The sequence below is a fragment of the Pseudovibrio sp. SCP20 genome (assembly GCF_057774105.1).
The window spans coordinates 1,353,222-1,372,940 of the sequence record NZ_JBYMDH010000001.1; the positions used below are offsets into that span (position 1 = coordinate 1,353,222).

Here is a 19,719-nt window from a genome sequence, read left to right on the forward strand (position 1 = left end):
ATAGCTCTGTTTTGCTTGCAAGTGTAACCTTGCAAGCATGAGCTTTAGAACCTTCATTACGCTACTACTCATACCTATCGGCGTCTGGTTTTTAAGTATAACTGCGCTTTTCATAATCAGTTCAACAACTGAGTGTTCATTTTCCTCTCAAGGCGTAAGTCCCTGCATCATTTATGGAATAGACTTCGGGGGATCTTTATATGATCTCGGCCTGTTAGCCGCATGGGGGATTCTGGCCGTTCCTTACATGTGGGGTTATTTATTTGCAGGCTGGCTCATATTCAAAATTGGAAGCTTTCTATACGGCATTTTCAGCAGGATGTAGAAAGCAAAAAAGCCGGCCCAACGGACCGGCTTTCTTAATTTCATGCAGATGCTGAAAGGTCTTATCCGCGCAGGATAGAACGACCAGCAAACACGCCCTGAACACCCAGCTCTTCTTCGATACGGATAAGCTGGTTGTACTTAGCCATACGGTCAGAACGAGACAGCGAACCTGTTTTGATCTGGCCACAGTTGAATGCAACTGCCAGGTCAGCAATGGTGTTGTCTTCAGTTTCACCGGAACGGTGAGACATAACAGAGGTGTAGTTTGCACGGTGTGCCATATCGACAGCTTCCATGGTCTCGGTCAGGGAACCGATCTGGTTCACTTTAACGAGGATGGAGTTTGCAGTGTCGTTTTTGATGCCGCGAGCAAGACGCTCAGAGTTGGTCACGAACAGGTCGTCACCTACCAACTGACACTTATTGCCGATTGCCTGGGTCAGGGACTTCCAGCCATCCCAGTCTTCTTCAGCCATACCGTCTTCGATGGAGAACACTGGGTACTTGGAAACCAGATCTTCAAGGTAGCGAACCATCTCGTCGGAACCAAGGATCTTGCCTTCGCCCTTGAGGTTGTACTTGCCGTCCTTGTAGAACTCAGTGGAAGCCGCATCAAATGCAAGCATCACGTCGTCACCAGGGGTGTAACCAGCTTTTTCGATCGCGTTCAGAACGAAACCGATAGCCTCATCAGTAGAACCGATACCAGGCGCAAAACCACCTTCATCACCAACATTGGTGTTGTGGCCAGCAGCGGAAAGGCCCTTCTTCAGGGTGTGGAAGATTTCCGCGCCCATACGAACAGATTCACGCAGGGAGCTTGCGCCCACTGGCATGATCATGAATTCTTGGAAGTCGATTGGGTTGTCAGCGTGCTCACCGCCATTGATGATGTTCATCATCGGAACTGGCAGAGTGCGAGCACCGAAACCGCCAACGTAGCGGTAAAGCGGCATTGCAGCAGCTTCTGCAGCAGCTTTGGCAACAGCAAGGGAAACGCCCAGGATAGCGTTTGCACCAAGACGGCCTTTGTTGTCGGTGCCGTCAAGTTCAATCATTGCACGGTCAATTTTGATCTGATCTTCAGCGTCCATGCCGCCTATTGCATCAAAGATCTCACCGTTTACAGCTTCAACAGCGTCCTCAACACCTTTGCCGAGGTAACGCTCACCGCCATCGCGGCGTTCAACAGCTTCAAACGCGCCAGTGGAGGCGCCGGACGGAACAGCAGCCCGACCGAAGGAGCCGTCTTCCAAAAGCACATCAACTTCAACAGTTGGGTTGCCGCGGCTGTCAAGAATTTCGCGACCGATAATGTCGATGATAGCAGTCATCTAAGAGTACTCCAATGTACTTGTAGAGTGTGGAATTTTGGCTCTAAGAGCTTTTACCTGAGGTGCTGCCCCCAAGGAAGAGAAGAGACCGTACTCCTCTGTAAATCCTTGGGAATAAACGAATGTATTTTGTCGCACCTCTACGTAAAAACGCAGTATTTTGTCACTTACCTTAGGTGCCGTGAAATATCTAAAGCGTAAAACTTCCGTTTTTCGCGATCCGGTCAAACTCCTGCAGCCACTTCAGCAGGTCTTTGAGTCGGTTCAGTGGGATCATATTCGGACCATCAGATGACGTTGTGTTGTCAGGATCGTCATGTGTCTCCACAAACAGCCCTGCAATGCCCACTGCAATAGCAGCACGGGCAAGCGTCGCAACAAACTCACGCTGACCACCAGAAGATCCACCAAGGCCACCTGGCTGCTGTACGGAGTGCGTTGCATCAAACACAACAGGTGCGCCCATCTCAGCCATGATTGGCAGCGCGCGCATATCTGAAACAAGAGTGTTGTAACCAAATGTTGCGCCACGCTCGCACAACATAACGTTGGAGTTGCCGCTCTCAACGACCTTGGTCATGACGTTTTTCATGTCCCACGGTGCGAGAAACTGCCCCTTCTTCACATTCAGCGCTCTGCCGGTTTTTGCAGCAGCGACAAGAAGGTCAGTTTGGCGACACAGATAAGCTGGAATCTGCAATACATCGCAAACTTCACCAACCGGAGCACAATGGCTTGGCTCGTGCACATCGGTGATGACAGGCAGGCCATAGGTCTCTTTGATTTCCGCAAAGACCTCAAGACCACCCTTCATGCCCATGCCGCGGCTGGCAGAAAGGCTTGTCCGGTTTGCTTTGTCATAGCTCGCCTTGAAAACCAAACCAATGTTCAACTCTTCTGCAATTTCCTTGACCGCATGCGCCATCTCCAAGGCATGCGCCCGGCTCTCCATCTGGCACGGGCCAGCGATCAGAGAGAACGGTTTATCATTTGAAAAGACAGCGTTTCCGACGGAAACTTCTGAGTTCGGTTGAGACACGAAGAGATCTCCTTAAAGGCGTGAATATAATCCAAAAGTTGATTAGGCGCTTTGGCACCAAATTACAAGAGCGTGAACGCCCTGTTGTGCGTCTGAAGAGGGTTTTAGGGGGCGTCACCTTCGGAAGCTCAAAGCTCACCTTGCAGACTTGCAAGTTATCACCCTTCCCTTCATCTGCGTTGATTGAGAAGTTTTTGCTTCAAGGCGAGCGCTCTCAGCGACCTCTCCTGCTTCGGGACCGGATCCGGATTTTTGTAGCTCTTTTTCCTGCGCACATTCTCATTGCAAAGAATGACGGAGCATACACTCCCACCAACTCGTATAACGAGGCACTCATCTGTTCTTGTAACGCTGACCTGCAACGACTCTAATGTTCGTCTCTTCTGTTTCCTTAGGCGCTGCCTGCTTTGGCTGATCTCCTGCCCTTGGATTTTCGATGCCTGCAGTTTTTCCTCCAACAACTCGCATTGTCTGGCAGTTACTTCATATTCACTCTGCAAAGCTTGATATCTGGCGGAAACAGCACCGTTGTTGTTCTTCTCCAGCCACATCAGTTTCTTTGAGAGTTGTCGACACACATCTTCAGCAGCAGCAAGTTCTTGATCAACCTCTGCCGCTTCCATCTCTCCCAGTTCCATCAGATCGCCGAGTTCATAGTCCTCATTTTCAGAGGACTGCCATGGCCTCAAAGCATCCGGATCGGCAAGGATAGCCTTATACTGAGCAAGAGCCTCTTTGCTTAGATCCCAATCTCCAACAACCCGTGCTCCCCACTTGTGGAAGTGATCAACGCTCTTAAAATGTCGTGTAACTGTGATCATGGTGAGCTCTATCACATGAAGAACATCATAATTCTGGAAGCGAAGCCTTAGGCCAACTCCGCTTCAACATGAAGGTTTGCCAGAAAAGTACTCTCACTTTCTGCTATGCATCAACTGGCTTATCCGATGATCATCGAGTATTCCGCACTCTTTCCCATAAGCACGATCAGGCTTTTTGCGTCGGTCGTGAGAGTGACCCCATAGCTCTTTGCGATCTTGTCTTTCTCTTTGTCGTAAACATCCAAAAGCTGCTCAAATTGCTTTTGAAGAGCCGCTCTTTGAGCAATCTTCTTTTCCGCAGCGGCATAACTCTTGTTCGCAGCATCCAGGTGTTGACGAAGCTGCTGGTACTTATCATTCCCCAGAAGCTGTTTTGTGTCTCCCCTGACAGATTTTTCCAAGGTTTTCATACCTTTGTTGATTTGCTCAACTGTATTATGCGCTTTGATGTACTCATCCTGTGCCTTTAACAGGCTTTTGACGGCTTTTTCTGCTCTATCAATGTCACTGGAGATTTTCTTCAGCTTAGGATCTTCTTCAACAAGCGACATATACTTCTTCTCAATGCCGGCCTTATCACTTGTCAGCTTGCCGTACTTATCAATGTCCTTGGCTGGTAGTTTATGCTTCTTTTCCATTTCCTTTTTGAAGGCAGGCACACCGCTAAGGAACTCTTTGACATTCTTATATTTTTTAAGCGCTTTCGGCATCTGATCCTCCCATAGCCTCAAAATGAGATCAGTTGAGTTAGGCCGAAACCTAGCGGAACTCGCTTCCTCAAAAAATTACGGGGTGTTTGTTTGGTAAAAAAACATCTCAGAAAATAGCCAGATTTATCGCAGTTCCTATGTGAGCAGATACAAAAAAGCCGGGAACTTTCGCCCCCGGCTTTGAACAGCAGTTACTTTTCGGTTTAGATGACCCAGGTATTGTCCGAGCCAATAAAGCCATCAGCAAGCAAGCGATCTACAATCTCATCAGCAAGAGACTCAACGGTCCGGCCTTGCGTCTTCAGATGTAATTCCGGTGCTTCCGGCGCTTCATAAGCACTGTCGATGCCGGTGAAGTTGGTGATCTCTCCTTTACGCGCTTTCGCATAAAGGCCTTTGGGATCACGCGCTTCACAATCCTCAAGCGAGGTATCGACGAAGATCTCGTAGAACTCGTCATTCTCCAGAAGGTCACGCGCAAGCTGGCGCTCGGCTTTGAAAGGCGAGATAAACGAAACCAGAGTGATCAGACCTGCATCGACAAACAGCTTGGACGTCTCAGCAACGCGGCGGATGTTCTCCACCCGGTCAGCATCAGTGAACCCAAGATCCTTGTTGAGGCCATGGCGAATATTGTCACCATCGAGCAAGTAGGTATGGCGACCCAAGCTTAGCAGTTTCTGCTCAACCGCATTTGCAATGGTTGATTTGCCCGAACCAGACAGACCTGTGAACCAAAGAACCGCAGGTTTCTGTCCTTTCAGACCACCACGAGCCTTCTTGTTCACATCCAGAGCCTGACGATGAACGTTTGTTGCACGACGCAGCCCAAACCAAATCAAACCAGCAGCAACCGTCTCATTGGTCATGCGATCAATCAGGATGAAACTACCGGTGTCACGGTTTGCTTCATAGGGATCAAAAGCAATCGCCTCAGACAGCGCCAGATTACAGAACGCAATTTCGTTGAGAGACAGCTCCTTGGCCGCATGATGATCAAACGTATTCACATCAACCTTGTGCTTAATCTCTGTCACGCTCGCACCAACAGTCTTGGTACCGCATTTCAGAAGATATGGTCGCCCAGGAAGCATGGCATTTTCAGACATCCAGATCAGATGCGCAGCAAACTGGTCGCTCACATCAGGGCGGGAATGTACAGGAGCCAGAACATCGCCACGGGAAATGTCGATTTCATCAGTCAGGGTCAGAGTAACAGACTGACCATCGTCAGCACGCGCCTGATCCCCATCCATGGTGACAATTTTCTCAACACGGCTGGTTTTGCCAGACTGAGCAACAACGACTTCATCGCCAACATTCACAGAACCACCACGGACCGTACCGCTATAGCCGCGGAAATCCAGATTTGGACGGTTCACCCACTGAACAGGGAAACGGAACGCAGCCTCACTGTGCTCATGGCCCAGTTCAACATTTTCAAGATGCTCAAGCAGCGTTGGACCAGTGAACCAGCTCAGTTTGTCGCTGCTGGTGGTAACGTTGTCCCCAAAGCGCGCTGAAAGCGGGATAACTTCGCAACTGTCAAAATCAAAACCGGATGAGAAGCTCTCAAACTCAGCCTTGATTTCATCAAAACGTGTTTGGTCATAATCAACCAGATCGATCTTGTTGACGGCTAACACCACGTGACGCACACCAAGCAGCGAAGCGATAAACGCATGGCGACGTGTCTGCGTCAGCAGACCATTGCGCGCATCAACCAGCAAGATAGCGAGATCCGCTGTGGAAGCGCCTGTCGCCATGTTACGGGTGTACTGCTCGTGACCCGGCGTATCAGCAACGATGAATTTGCGCTTCTCGGTAGAAAAGAAGCGATAGGCCACATCAATCGTGATACCCTGCTCACGTTCAGCTTCCAGACCATCTACCAGCAAAGCCAGATCGATATCATCCGCAACAGTCCCGTGTTTACGGCTGTCTTTTTCAAGCGCGGCCAACTGATCTTCAAAAATCAGCTTGGTGTCATAAAGCAAGCGTCCGATCAGCGTGGACTTACCATCATCCACGCTACCGCAGGTCAGAAAACGCAAGAAGCTCTTAGATTCCTGGGAGTTGATGTAGTTGGACAGATCAAAAGCTTCTGCCACTGGCGTGATCTTATTCATTAGAAATACCCCTCACGCTTCTTCTTCTCCATGGAACCAGAGCTGTCGTGATCAATCAGGCGGCCACTGCGCTCGGAAGTCCGCGCAATCAGCATTTCACTCACAATGTCTTCTAGAGTATCTGCGGTGGATTCAACTGCTCCGGTCAGCGGATAACAGCCAAGAGTTCTGAAGCGAACATCACGATGTTCAACCTTCTCACCCGGCTCCAGCTGAAAACGATCATCATCCAACATCAACAGCGTGCCATCACGCTCAACAACCGGACGTTTTGCAGAGAAGTAGAGAGGCACGATATCGATGCCTTCAGCAAGGATATATTGCCAGATGTCCAACTCGGTCCAGTTGGAAAGCGGGAACGCACGAATGGACTCACCCTTGGCAATACGGCCATTGTAAAGAGACCATAGTTCTGGGCGCTGGTTTTTCGGATCCCAACCGTGGCTCGCAGAACGGAACGAAAAAACGCGTTCTTTTGCGCGAGATTTCTCTTCATCGCGTCGTGCACCGCCAAAAGCCGCATCAAACTTGTATTTCGTCAGCGCTTCTTTGAGCGCTTCCGTCTTCATGATGTGCGTGTAGTTGGAGCTGCCGTGATCAAACGGGTTGATATTGTTTTTGACGCCCTCTTCGTTCGTATGAACAATGAGATCCAACCCGTACTTCTCAACCGTGTGGTCACGAAAGGAAATCATCTCCTTGAACTTCCACGTGGTATCCACGTGCAGAAGCGGGAACGGAGGCTTGGAAGGATAGAAGGCCTTAAGAGCAAGGTGCAGCATCACTGCGCTGTCTTTACCAATGGAGTAAAGCATCACAGGGTTATCAAACTCTGCTGCCACCTCGCGAATAATATGAATGCTCTCGTTCTCTAGTCGTCGCAGATGCGACTGGCTATCAATGCCCATCACGGTCTCCAAAGGACGTGTCGTTAAGTCTTGAGCCAGAGTTTAACGGTTGAGCATTGCTGAGCCGAAGCTTACCAACCCGACCTTAAGCCATAATGGGAAATAATTTTTTCGTCCGCGACCGCTAAAAAGCACGGATTTGCGAAGGGCTTGTCCTGAGGCGTTTTTAGCTTGCCATATTCAAGTGGCCCACCACCTTCCACAACAACAGAACCGCCAGCTGCACAAAGAATCGCCTGACCTGCAGCCGTATCCCACTCCATTGTCGGCTCCATGCGCGGATATAAGTCAGCTTTTCCTTCAGCCAAACGACAGAATTTCAAAGAAGACCCAGCCGCGACGATAGAAGAGTTGTCCAGCTTCTCTAATAAGGCATTGGTGCGTTCGCTGCGATGAGACCGGCTGGCAAGCACACGCAACTCTTCAGAAAACGCAGAGCAGCTCATCTGCGTGGCCTCGCCAAGCTCAAGCCCACTAGCCTCAGCACGATACGCTCCCTGCCCGACTTCGCCCCAGAACAGCTCTCCCGTCACAGGAGCATAAATGACGCCTTTGGTTGGGGTTCCATCTTCAATAAGAGCAATATTGACAGTGAACTCGCCATTGCGGCTGATGAACTCACGCGTTCCATCCAATGGATCAACAAGAATAAAGCGAGACCCGATTTCCGGCATGATGCCGGCAGCCATAGCCTCTTCCGCAATCACGGGCACATCTGGGCAAAATGTTGAGAGGTGATTGAGGATAATTTCTTCCGCTTGCTGGTCAGCAATCGTGACAGGAGATCCATCACCTTTTGTCTCAGACTGAAAGCCTTCCTCATAAATCCCCAGAATTCGTTGCCCGGCTTCTAACGCCGCAAGCTTAAAACCTTCAATCACAACTATACCCCTGATAGCTTTCTGTTCATCTGGGAGTAACTTTTAAAGCAGCATGTTCTGGAGAAACAAGAGAGCTTCACAATTTCGCGATAATTGACTGCGAATGAACATCTCTGAAGAATGAGTAATTCAAATTTCGGGCAATCGAAGCATTATGTCCTAGGACAAATTCATTTGATACCATTGACGAGCCTAACACGCTGCCGATAAGTGCTTTCAAAATGACTGTTTCGATCTCCTTGACCTAAGGAATTCAAATATATGACACGTGCAATACGAAAAGCTGTTCTCCCGGTTGCTGGTCTGGGCACCCGCTTCCTGCCCGCGACAAAAGCCGTTCCAAAAGAGATGCTCACTATTTTGGATCGTCCCATCATCCAATACGTGGTTGATGAAGCACGGGCTGCTGGGATCGAGCACATCGTATTCGTAACTGGCCGCAACAAGCAGGTAATCGAAGATCATTTCGACATTGCTTATGAGCTGGAAGAAACACTGCGCCGCCGCAATAAAGAACACGCGCTGGAGCTGCTTGAAAAAATCCGCCCTTCTGCAGGTACGACAAGCTTCACCCGTCAGCAGGAGCCACTGGGTCTAGGCCACGCAATCTGGTGTGCTCGCGACATCATCGGCAACGAACCATTCGCAATTTTGCTGCCAGACATGCTGATGAAAGCGCCAAAAGGCTGCCTATCTCAGATGGTCGAAGCCTATGAAAACCACGGTGGTAACATCATCTCTGTTGAGGAAGTGCCGTGGGATCAGACGCATAAGTACGGCATTGTTGAACGTGACGCTCCTCGCACGGATGAAACTTTCGCCATTACAGGTATGGTCGAGAAACCAGAGCCAGGCACGGCTCCTTCCAACCTCTACATCAATGGCCGCTACATCCTTCAGCCGGAGATCTTTGGCCTGCTGGAAAACCAGAGCACAGGTGCTGGTGGAGAAATTCAGCTCACAGATGCCATGCTCACTCTCATGGGACAGCAGGACTTCCACGGCGTTGAATTCCGTGGAGAAACTTATGACTGTGGTTCTCGCTCAGGGTTCTTGTCCGCAAATGTCGCTTACGCATTGGACGATTCGGAGCTTGCAGCCCAGCTGCGTCCGATGCTGGACAAACTACTTGTAAAAACCAGCTGAGTATCGGGAAACGTGAAATGGAAAAAGTACTTGTAACAGGCACTGCCGGCTTTATCGGCAATGCTGTGGCCCTCCGTCTGTTGCAAGATGGTTATCATGTCATCGGACTTGATTGCGTCACCGACTACTATGATGTGACACTCAAGGAAGAGCGCCTGAAACGCCTCACAGCCTCAAACCATTTCACTGAAGAACGGATCAGGCTTGAAGATGCAGAAGCCGTTATGCGCATCTTCAAGCAGCACGCGCCATCAAAAGTCATTCACCTCGCCGCTCAGGCAGGTGTGCGCTACTCCTTAGAAAGCCCTCAGTCATATGTAGACGCGAACGTCACAGGCTTCTTGTCCATTCTGGAAGGCGCTCGCGCCCACTCTGTAAAGCATCTGGTCTATGCGTCCACCAGTTCCGTTTATGGTCTGGACGAAACAATGCCGCTGTCGACACATCGCGGTGGCAACCATCCGGTTTCCTTCTACGCAGCAACCAAAAAAGCCAATGAGGCGATGGCGCATTCCTATGCGCACCTCTTTGACATCCCCTGCACTGGCCTCCGGTTCTTCACCGTTTATGGTCCTTGGGGGCGTCCGGACATGGCCCTCTTCAAGTTCACAAAGGCCATCCTTGAAGGGGAACCTGTTCCGCTGTTCAACCACGGCAATATGATCCGCGACTTCACCTATGTGGATGACATCGTCGAAGGCATCGTTCGCATTGCAGATCTTCCGCCACAGCGTTCAGATGACTGGGATGGCAAAAACGCGGACCCTGCAACCTCCAGCGCGCCCTATCAGGTCTTCAACATTGGCAACAGCGATCCTGTTCAGCTGATGGATTACCTTGCCGCAATCGAAGAAGCGTTGGGCATGGAAGCAAAGAAAGAGTTTCTTCCGTTTCAGGCAGGAGACGTCGCCGCAACCTTCGCAGATGTAACAGATCTGATTGAGACAACAGGCTTCAAGCCGCAAACCTCCGTAAAGGCGGGGGTTGCAAACTTCGTCAAATGGTATCGGGATTACTACAATGTATAGGACGTCCCAAGGTGCCATTTTATGGAAGAAATCGTCTCAGTTGTCGGGCTTGGTTACGTAGGTCTGCCCGTTGCTTGTGCACTGGCCCACGCCGGTATCAAAACAATTGGTTACGACATCGATCGTCACCGGGTTCAGGAACTCCTTGAAGGGAAAGACCGAACCTCATCCGTCACCAAGACGGCTCTTTCTTCCAAAAATCTAACACTAACCTATTCTGCGCCTGACATCAGACAGGCGCGGATCCACATTGTGGCAGTTCCCACCCCTATCAACATCTCCAAACGCCCCGACCTGGGACCGATCAAAAAGGCTTCCAAGATTGTTGGCGCGTTCATGAAACCCAACGACATCGTTGTCTTTGAGTCCACAGTCTACCCAGGCGCTACAGAAGAAATCGCCGTGCCACTTCTCCAACGAGAATCCGGCCTGAGGTTCCCCAGAGACTTCCAGATTGGCTATTCGCCCGAACGGATCAATCCCGGTGACAAGAAACACACGCTCTCCAACCTCCTCAAAATCGTTTCAGCAAGCTCCGACGAAGCCTTGGAAACACTGGCAGAGCTTTACGGTAAGATCGTCAAAGCTGGTATCTACAAAGCCTCATCCATCAAGGTGGCAGAAGCAGCAAAGGTCATCGAGAACACCCAGCGCGACCTTAATATCGCACTCATGAACGAACTCTCTATGTTGTTCCATGCCATGGAAATCGATACGCGAGATGTGCTGGAAGGAGCGTCTACAAAGTGGAACTTTCTACCATTTCATCCCGGCTTGGTCGGAGGCCACTGCATCGGGGTCGATCCTTATTATCTGACCGATAAAGCACACCAGCTGGGATTCTCTCCACAAGTGATCCTTGCCGGACGGGGCACGAATGAGAGCATGAGCCGTTTCATTGCAACGGAAGTCATACAAGGCTGCGTTAAACTCGCTCGCCCTATGCCCCCTCGGATCGCGGTCTTAGGCATAACCTACAAAGCAGACGTGCCGGACACCCGAAACTCCAAAGTGATTGATTTGATCCGGGAACTGGAGCGTTTCGGCGCACATATCTTTGCCGTCGATCCTTTGGCAGATCCGCAACACACCAAAGACAACTTTGATATTGAACTTTACGAAGACTCTCCCCCCGGAGATTGCGATGCTGTTATCCTCGCAGTTCCACATCACGCCTTCTTCGAAAGTGAAGAACCATGGCATGTCATGGAACGTTATTTAAGCGCTGAAAGAGTGTTCGTGGCCGACCTACATGGCCTACTGGAACGAGAAAAGACACCAGAGCACGTAAAATTGTGGCGCCTATAAAAAAGGCTTGGATGCAATTACATCCAAGCCTTCTTGTTGTTCAATGAGATACAGTCTTATGACCAAACATAAGGCTCAATATCGCCGCGGGCCCAGTCTTCTTTGGTCTTCTGGCGGAACTCTTCAAAGCGGCCTTCATCGATAGCATCGCGGATGCCCTGCATGAGGTACTGGTAGTACGCAAGGTTGTTCCAGGTCAGGAGCATCGCTGCCAGACCTTCATTCACGCGCACCAGATGATGCAGGTAAGCGCGGGAGTATTTGGAAGTTGCTTCGCAGTTGGACAGCTCATCCAACGGGCGTGGATCTTCTGCATGACGGGCGTTCTTCAGGTTCACCTTACCAAAACGGGTGTAAGCCAGACCGTGGCGGCCAGCGCGAGTTGGCATGACGCAGTCAAACTGATCGATACCACGCGCAACACTTTCCAGAATATCTTCAGGCGTACCAACGCCCATCAGGTAGCGCGGCTTGTCTTTTGGCATCGCTGGCGTGGTGATTTCCAGCATCTTCAGCATCACAGCCTGAGGCTCACCGACCGCCAATCCACCAACTGAGTACCCTTCCATAGGAAGTTCACCGAGACGTTGAGCAGATTCAATGCGCAGATCAGGTACATCACCACCCTGAACAATACCGTAGAGGCCCTGCCCCTTTTGCGGTCCACCCATTTTCTCAAACTGAGCACGGGAGCGCTCGGCCCAACGCAGAGACAGCTGCATGGCGCGCTCAACTTCATCACGCTCAGCAGGAAGCGCGATACACTCATCGAGCTGCATCTGAATATCGGAACCCAGAAGGCCCTGGATTTCAACGGAGCGCTCTGGGCTCATGAAGTGCTTGGAGCCATCGTGATGTGAGGAGAAGGTCACACCTTCTTCGGTCATCTTGCGCAGGCCAGACAAGGACATCACCTGGAATCCACCAGAGTCGGTCAAGATTGTGTGATCCCAGCCCATGAACTTGTGCAGGCCGCCCAGCTTGGCGATACGCTCAGCCGTTGGGCGCAGCATCAGGTGGTAGGTATTGCCTAGAACGACATCAGCGCCCAGATCACGCACCTGTTGTGGGTACATGGCTTTTACGGTCGCTTGCGTACCAACTGGCATAAACGCTGGCGTGCGCACCTTGCCGTGTGGGGTTGTGATTTCACCACGGCGGGCCATGCCATCGGTCTTCAGCAGCTTGAAGGAAAACGGCTTGGCGTCCTGCTGTGTATCGATAGTCGTTTCGGTCATTTTGAAGCCTTCTTGAACAGCAGCGAGCTGTCTCCATAACTGTAAAAACGGTAGCCAGAGCTGATGGCGTGTTCATACGCGGCACGCATTTCTTCCATACCACTCAACGCACTTACCAGCATGAACAGCGTGGAGCGCGGCAGGTGGAAGTTGGTCATCAGCGCATCGATGGCTTTGAATTGGTAGCCCGGCGTAATAAAGATGTCGGTGCTTTGAGAGATCGGGTTGATGATCCCTTCTTCCGTCACCGCACTTTCCAAAATGCGCAGAGAAGTCGTGCCAACAGAAACGATCTTATTGCCACGTGCACGTACAGCGTTGAGCGCAGCAGCAGTCTCTTCGCTGATTTCACCATACTCAAAGTGCATCTTGTGATCTTCGGTCTTGTCAGCTTTCACTGGCAAAAACGTACCTGCACCAACATGAAGCGTCACAAAGTGCTTTTCTACGCCGCGCTCTTCCAAAGCTGCAAACAAGCGATCTGTAAAGTGCAGGCCAGCGGTTGGCGCAGCAACAGCGCCTTCATGCTTTGCGTAGATGGTCTGATAGTCTTTACGGTCCTGATCATCTTCTGCTCGCTTGGCCGCGATATACGGCGGCAGCGGAATGTGACCGACCTGCGCAATCGCAGCGTCTAGGTCACCTGCGGAGCGATCAAACTCAAACAGGATATCTCCTGCTTCGGACTTCTCAGTCACAACTGCAGAAAGTTCAGCCGCATCTTTGCTTTCTTCATCAAAAGCAAAGCGAACGGTATCGCCCACTTTTAGCTTTTTTGCTGGGCGCACAAAGGCACGCCACTCTTTTACACTTGCGCGTTGGTGTAGCGTCACACCAACTTTAGCCGTCACGCCATCACGGGTGCGGAAGCCAAGGAGCTGCGCGGGAATTACTTTTGTATCATTGAAGACCAGAGCATCGCCCGGCTCCAGCAGATCAGGCAGAGACAGCACCTGATCATCTGTTAGTAGTTGCTCGCCATCTGGGCGCACCACCAACAGGCGTGAACTGTCACGCGGAACTGCCGGGCGGAGCGCAATGTTTTCCGGCGGCAGGTCAAAATCAAAATCATCAACCAGCATAGGGTACCCAGCTTTACAAAACAGCATCTCAGCGCCGCACAAAATGTGGTCGCCTTTTATCCGCTGTCTTATTGGAATTACGGCTCAAACGCTGGTCACCTGCAGGCCTTACTGTCACCTATCCCGCAGCCAAACGCTTGAAGCCACTGGGGGATACCCTTTAGTGCGATTAAGGTCAACCTGTTTAGACTTGCCGCGTCCATTTGCATGCAGGCAAAGAAAAGGCCCGGCAAATTGCCGAGCCTTTTCAAAAATCGCAATGCGCTCAAAATTAAGCGTCTGCTGCAACCTTCAAAGAAACGATCTTGTCTGGGTCTACAACTGGCTCACCGCGCTTGATCTTGTCGATGTTGTCCATGCCTTCAACAACCTGACCCCAAACAGTGTACTGGCCGTCGAGCCAGTTTGCTTCGCCGAAGCAGATGAAGAACTGGCTGTCACCGGAGTTCGGGTCCATGGAGCGAGCCATGGAGCAAGTGCCGCGAACGTGTTTCGCATCGTTGAACTCAGCTTTCAGCTTCTTGCCAGAACCGCCGGTACCTGTACCCTGTGGGCAGCCGGTCTGAGCCATGAAGCCGTCAATCACACGGTGGAACACGATGCCGTTGTAAAATCCTTCACGTACCAGCTCTTTAATGCGAGCAACGTGGTTAGGTGCCAAGTCAGGACGCAGTTCAATAACAACGTTACCCTGAGTGGTTTCCAGCAGCAGTGTGTTTTCTGGATCTTTGATATCAGCCACGGGACTGTCCTTTATCTTAGAATAAGTCTGAGTGCAGACATAGCCTTTACTTGGCGTCTGCCGCAACCTGCATTTTGATGATCTTATCAGGGTTACGAACAGGTTCGCCGCGTTTGATCTTGTCTACAGCGTCCATTCCGGAAACCACTTCACCAAATACGGTGTACTGACCGTTCAGCCAGGACCCTTCATTGAACATAATGAAGAACTGGGAGTTCGCGCTGTGCGGGCTGCGGGAGCGAGCCATACCAAGGGTACCGCGCTTGAAAGGTGCCTTGGAGAACTCAGCCTTCAGATCAGGCAGTTCAGAACCACCCATGCCAGTGCCAGTTGGGTCACCCGTCTGCGCCATGAAGCCATCAATCACACGGTGGAAGACGATGCCATCATAAAAACCTTCGCGGGTCAGCTGCTTAATGCGCTTGACGTGCTCAGGAGCAAGATCAGGACGCAGCGCGATTTCAACGCGGCCATCTTTCAGGTCCAGATAAATCGTGTTTTCAAGATCTTTGGCGCTGGCAGTAAAAGGCATCATAAATGCGCCCAGAACCATCGCACATGCTGTCAGGATACGTAGCAAGATTTCTGTCCTTGTCTTAACCAAAGCGCACCGCCCTAAGCCCCAATCGACTTGAAGTGCAGGATACGCATACAAAACATTAATTAGCGGTGATGCGTGATTGCACATAAACGCGACGCGCTAAAAAAGTCTAACCCTATCAAATAGGCAGTCTTTCCTGTTGCGTTGTTTTTAAGCAATCTCAAAGCGCTTTTTCAGCGCAGCCTCAACACACTTGGGGACAAACGAACTGTAATCTCCCCCCATCTTTGCAATCTGGCGCACCAGTGTAGCCGTAATTGGGCGCATCACAGGCGAACTTGGAAAAAAGACAGTCTTGATGTCCGGCGCCATGGCACCGTTCATACCAGCCATCTGCATTTCGTAGTTGAGATCTGTCGAGTCGCGAAGCCCGCGCACCAGGATGTTAGAGCCATGCTCCCGAGCCGCATCAACAACAAGCCCGGTGAAGGAAACAGTGCGAATGCGCGCTGCATTTTCCTTGCCAAACTGTTCTTCGCAAGCAAGGCGGATCAGCTCCACCCGTTCCTCAAAAGAAAACAACGGAGCTTTGGAAGCCTGAATACCGATGGCAACGACCACCTCATCAGCCAGAACCAACGACTGCTCCAGAATATCCAGATGGCCGTGTGTCATAGGATCAAAAGAGCCAGGATAAAGTGCAATGCGCTTCATATAATATCTCGCGTCACTAGATACCCCCCATAAGCATCGAAGATGACGCTTACCTCTCGGGCGTTTGCGCGATTGAACCTATTTTTACTAAGTGTTTCAAGCTGTTTCTGGCCATTTAGAGTAGGCAGAATGTTGCATCATCACATTAAGATGACCGATGTAGGAAAAGATGGAAGATTTGACGAGCTTTTTCGATGCTAATTCCACTTTGCTGATCACGTATCAACTCATGGTCTCCATTGTGCAGCAAAACATCGGGCCGCAAGTTGTAATTCCTGAGTTCAACATTGGCAGGTAGTCCATAAGTCTCATTATAAAAAGGCAAGTTGTTTGCCAAATACCCGAAGTACCCCCTCTCCTCTACATTCACATTTGAATCCAAAGAATAGTCTCGAAAACTCTTTTCGCTGACAGAGACCCAAATGCCCCACAGAAACGTTTCGTTCAGCCCATGTACAGGAACGTCCATTGTTGCTCTGATGAAGAAGTGATCTCCAGCTTCATCTTTGTAAACACATCGATTTTCATCCAAGTTCCCGGCGTCCTGAACTTCTTTATCCTGCGACAAAAATGGAAGGGGAGCATCATACGCTACACTTGGAGCATCGTCATGCACTTGCCCACAGCAGTCACAACGATACTTGAAGCTCAACGTTTTTGGTTTTCGCCAGAACAAATCTTCGATCCAAGTCAATAAAAAATGGGCAGAGATTTCTCTCTGCCCATCTGAACTCTCAAATCATTCAGCGCTTGGCGTCTCGTCGCCGTCACTCTCAGGTGCTGGTGGAACTGCTCCAGCCTCGCCGTTATCGGCTTCGCCTTCAGCTGCAACTTCCGCTTCCACGTTTTCGTCGTCATCAGCTTCGCTAATACGCTCCACTGCAACAACTTTTTCATCCGCAGACGTATTGAAGACGATCACGCCCTGCGTAGAACGACCAGCAACACGGATACCGTGAACAGGACAACGGATCAGCTGACCACCGTTGGTCACCAACATGATCTCATCACTCTCTTCACTTCGGAAGGAAGCAACCAGACGACCGTTTCGATCGTTCACAGTCATTGCAGCAATACCTTTACCGCCACGACCAGTGGTGCGGTACTCGTAAGAGCTGGTGCGCTTGCCGTAACCGTTTTCAGAAACAGTAAGAATGACTTCTGCATTCTCGTCCATTGCCTCAAAACGCTCTTTGGTCATGCCAGCATCTTCAAAGGATACGCTCTCAGCACCCTCTTCACCACTCATCGCACGGGAAAGCTTCAGGTAAGCGGTACGCTCATCTGAATCACAGTCGAAGTGGCGCAGGATGGTCATGGAGATAACGTGATCACCCTCAGCAAGGTTGATACCACGCACACCAACGGAGTTACGTCCGGAGAACACACGCACATCTGTCGTTGGGAAGCGAATACACATGCCCGCAGATGTCGTCAGAAGCACATCATCGTCTTCGGTTGACGTCATCACGTTCACGATGCCATCGCCCTCTTCCAGCTTCATCGCGATTTTGCCGTTCTTGTTGATCTGCGCAAAATCAGAGAGCTTGTTCCGACGAATGGTGCCACGCTTGGTCGCAAACAACACATCCAGCTCTGCCCATGTCTCCTCATTTTCAGGAAGCGGCAGAATAGATGTGATGCGCTCGCCTTGCTCCAGAGGAAGCATGTTCACCAATGCATTACCACGAGCCTGAGGACCAGCCAGCGGCAAACGCCAAACTTTCATTTTGTAGGCGATGCCACGGGAAGAGAAGAACAGAACCGGCGTATGCGTGTTGGCAACGAACAGACGCGTTACGAAATCCTCGTTCTTCGTCTGCATGCCGGAACGGCCCTTACCACCACGACGCTGTGCACGGTAAGTATCCAGAGGAACACGCTTGATGTAGCCAGAGTGAGAGACGGTCACGACCATATCTTCACGCTGGATGAGATCTTCATCATCCAGATCGCCACCACCGTCGGTGATCTCGGTCCGTCGCGGTGTCGCAAACTCATCACGAACTTCTTCAAGCTCAGTACGAACGATCTCAAGGATGCGCTCACGGCTCTTCAGAATATCCAGATAGTCTTTGATTTCCGCAGCAAGCTTATCCAGCTCGTCGCCAATTTCGTCACGACCCAGAGCGGTCAGACGCTGCAGGCGAAGATCCAGAATAGCGCGTGCCTGATCTTCAGATAGCTTGAATGTGCCATCTTCCTGAATTGCATAACGCGGATCATCGATCAACTGAATCAGAGGCTCAATGTCTTTTGCGGGCCAGTTGCGCTCCATCAACTGACGACGCGCAGTCGCAGGATCCGGCGCAGTACGGATCAGATGAATAACATCATCAATGTTCGCAGTCGCAACAGCCAGACCGACCAACACATGCGCACGATCACGTGCTTTTGCCAGCAGGAAGCGTGTACGGCGCCCAACAACTTCTTCACGGAACGCGATGAAGGCCTTGAGCATGTCTTTCAGAGCAAGCTGCTCAGGACGACCACCATTCAGCGCCACCATGTTACAGCCGAAGCTCTGCTGCAGCTGAGAGTAGCGATAGAGCTGGTTCACGATGACATCTGGAACCGCATCCTTCTTCAGCTCAATAACAACGCGCATGCCCTGACGGTCAGACTCATCGCGAATATCGGAGATACCTTCGATACGCTTCTCGCGAACAAGTTCTGCAATCTTTTCGATCATTGCAGACTTGTTGACCTGATAAGGGATCTCGGAGACGATAATCGCCATACGGCCGGCACGGATCTCTTCCGTGTCCACCTTACTGCGCATGATGACGGAGCCGCGGCCATTCTCGTAAGCCGCTTTGATACCCGCGCGGCCAAGAATAATGCCGCCAGTCGGGAAGTCTGGGCCCGGAATGATTTCCATCAGCTCGGGCAGAGTGATTTCAGGGCGCTCGATCATTGCGATCGTGCCGTCAATCACCTCACCCATGTTGTGCGGTGGAATATTGGTCGCCATACCAACCGCAATACCGCCAGCACCATTGACCAGCAGGTTCGGATAGCGAGCCGGAAGAACTTCAGGCTCCTGCTCGGAACCATCGTAGTTCTCATGGAAGTTGACCGTATCTTTGTCGATATCGGAAAGCTGAGTGTGAGCAACTTTTTCGAGGCGACATTCGGTGTAACGCATCGCCGCAGCGCGGTCACCGTCAATCGAGCCAAAGTTACCCTGCCCGTTAATGAGCGGCAGACGCATGGAGAAATCCTGCGCCATACGAACAAGAGCATCATAAATCGCACTATCACCGTGTGGGTGATACTTACCCATAACGTCACCAACGACGCGGGCGGATTTACGGTAGGGCTTGTTCCACTCATATCCGTTTTCATGCATGGAATACAGAATACGGCGGTGAACCGGCTTCAAACCATCACGAACATCGGGAAGCGCACGGCTTACGATCACGCTCATCGCATAATCGAGATAGCTGCGCTTCATTTCATCTGTGATAGAGACGGGCCGAATGTCGCTGGGTAGGCCACCTGGTGGTGTACTTAAGTCCTGATCTGCCAAGGATTATTCTCATCAATTTAAGTCAGAATTCCGCACCTTTATAGCCGATTCAAACCGCAGAACCAAACGCCACAAGCCCTGAAAAGACACCTAATAACAACTACCTTACCCCACGGCCTGATCCGCGGCAGGTCCCTAGGCCTTTCTACGCAGTTTCGTTGCTTAAAAGCCTCGCTCTTCCTCATAAAAATACTAAGCTCAGTTCAGGTAGTGCAAAAACCTATCAAACTCTTGCCAAA

Annotated in this window: 17 protein-coding genes; 3 read left to right on the forward strand and 14 right to left on the reverse strand. The window is 50.9% G+C overall.

Annotated elements, in window-relative coordinates:
• Positions 1-386: 386 nt before the first annotated feature.
• From eno to cysQ, 7 genes are all read right to left on the reverse strand, one after another.
• Positions 387-1,661, reverse strand: a complete 1,275-nt coding sequence (gene eno / locus AC3CB2_RS05955; RefSeq protein ID WP_014285757.1) for a phosphopyruvate hydratase — start codon at positions 1,659-1,661, stop codon at positions 387-389.
• A gap of 190 nt (positions 1,662-1,851) precedes the next feature.
• Positions 1,852-2,700, reverse strand: a complete 849-nt coding sequence (kdsA, locus tag AC3CB2_RS05960; protein ID WP_008547281.1) for a 3-deoxy-8-phosphooctulonate synthase — start codon at positions 2,698-2,700, stop codon at positions 1,852-1,854.
• A gap of 170 nt (positions 2,701-2,870) precedes the next feature.
• Positions 2,871-3,536, reverse strand: a complete 666-nt coding sequence (locus AC3CB2_RS05965) for a hypothetical protein (protein ID WP_488393235.1) — start codon at positions 3,534-3,536, stop codon at positions 2,871-2,873.
• A 104-nt stretch (positions 3,537-3,640) separates the two neighbouring features.
• Positions 3,641-4,231 (reverse strand): hypothetical protein, encoded by a 591-nt coding sequence (locus AC3CB2_RS05970; protein WP_352930108.1) that lies wholly within the window; start codon positions 4,229-4,231, stop codon positions 3,641-3,643.
• A 203-nt stretch (positions 4,232-4,434) separates the two neighbouring features.
• Positions 4,435-6,360: a sulfate adenylyltransferase subunit CysN gene (gene cysN / locus AC3CB2_RS05975; RefSeq protein ID WP_352930105.1), complete on the reverse strand. Its 1,926-nt coding sequence runs from the start codon at positions 6,358-6,360 to the stop codon at positions 4,435-4,437.
• Positions 6,360-7,268, reverse strand: a complete 909-nt coding sequence (cysD, locus tag AC3CB2_RS05980) for a sulfate adenylyltransferase subunit CysD (RefSeq protein WP_352930103.1) — start codon at positions 7,266-7,268, stop codon at positions 6,360-6,362. Before cysD ends, cysN begins: the two co-directional genes overlap by 1 nt.
• 71 nt (positions 7,269-7,339) lie before the next feature.
• Positions 7,340-8,149, reverse strand: coding sequence for a 3'(2'),5'-bisphosphate nucleotidase CysQ (cysQ, locus tag AC3CB2_RS05985; RefSeq protein ID WP_352930100.1), 810 nt, complete (start codon positions 8,147-8,149; stop codon positions 7,340-7,342).
• A 261-nt stretch (positions 8,150-8,410) separates the two neighbouring features.
• Here cysQ and galU point away from each other — a divergent pair, with 261 nt between their 5' ends.
• The 3 genes from galU to AC3CB2_RS06000 are packed head-to-tail and all read left to right on the forward strand — an operon-like array spanning position 8,411 to position 11,631.
• The gene (gene galU, locus AC3CB2_RS05990) at positions 8,411-9,295 is read left to right on the forward strand and encodes a UTP--glucose-1-phosphate uridylyltransferase GalU (RefSeq protein WP_352930098.1); all 885 of its coding nucleotides are present in this window, start codon (positions 8,411-8,413) and stop codon (positions 9,293-9,295) included.
• 17 nt (positions 9,296-9,312) lie between these two features.
• The gene (locus tag AC3CB2_RS05995; protein WP_352930095.1) at positions 9,313-10,323 is read left to right on the forward strand and encodes an NAD-dependent epimerase; all 1,011 of its coding nucleotides are present in this window, start codon (positions 9,313-9,315) and stop codon (positions 10,321-10,323) included.
• Between the two features lie 21 nt (positions 10,324-10,344).
• Complete coding sequence (locus tag AC3CB2_RS06000; protein ID WP_352930093.1) at positions 10,345-11,631, forward strand: nucleotide sugar dehydrogenase; 1,287 nt, start codon at positions 10,345-10,347, stop codon at positions 11,629-11,631.
• Positions 11,632-11,687: 56 nt separating this feature from the next.
• Here AC3CB2_RS06000 and tgt read toward each other — a convergent pair whose 3' ends face one another.
• The 7 genes from tgt to gyrA form a co-directional block, all read right to left on the reverse strand.
• Positions 11,688-12,869, reverse strand: a complete 1,182-nt coding sequence (gene tgt / locus AC3CB2_RS06005) for a tRNA guanosine(34) transglycosylase Tgt (RefSeq protein ID WP_352930090.1) — start codon at positions 12,867-12,869, stop codon at positions 11,688-11,690.
• A complete protein-coding gene (gene queA / locus AC3CB2_RS06010) occupies positions 12,866-13,951 on the reverse strand; it encodes a tRNA preQ1(34) S-adenosylmethionine ribosyltransferase-isomerase QueA (protein WP_352930087.1) in 1,086 nt (361 codons plus the stop codon). Before queA ends, tgt begins: the two co-directional genes overlap by 4 nt.
• 271 nt (positions 13,952-14,222) lie before the next feature.
• Positions 14,223-14,684 carry a peptidylprolyl isomerase gene (locus AC3CB2_RS06015; protein ID WP_086003620.1) on the reverse strand — a complete coding sequence of 154 codons (462 nt, stop codon included), beginning with the start codon at positions 14,682-14,684 and terminating at the stop codon, positions 14,223-14,225.
• A gap of 55 nt (positions 14,685-14,739) precedes the next feature.
• Positions 14,740-15,246: a peptidylprolyl isomerase gene (locus AC3CB2_RS06020; protein WP_014285766.1), complete on the reverse strand. Its 507-nt coding sequence runs from the start codon at positions 15,244-15,246 to the stop codon at positions 14,740-14,742.
• Positions 15,247-15,444: 198 nt separating this feature from the next.
• Entirely contained in the window at positions 15,445-15,948 is a 504-nt protein-coding gene (gene coaD, locus AC3CB2_RS06025; RefSeq protein WP_352930084.1) for a pantetheine-phosphate adenylyltransferase, read from the reverse strand.
• Between the two features lie 145 nt (positions 15,949-16,093).
• Positions 16,094-16,642: a DUF2199 domain-containing protein gene (locus tag AC3CB2_RS06030; RefSeq protein WP_488390220.1), complete on the reverse strand. Its 549-nt coding sequence runs from the start codon at positions 16,640-16,642 to the stop codon at positions 16,094-16,096.
• Positions 16,643-16,687: 45 nt separating this feature from the next.
• Positions 16,688-19,405 carry a DNA gyrase subunit A gene (gene gyrA, locus AC3CB2_RS06035; protein WP_425328933.1) on the reverse strand — a complete coding sequence of 906 codons (2,718 nt, stop codon included), beginning with the start codon at positions 19,403-19,405 and terminating at the stop codon, positions 16,688-16,690.
• Between the last annotated feature and the right edge of the window lie 314 nt (positions 19,406-19,719).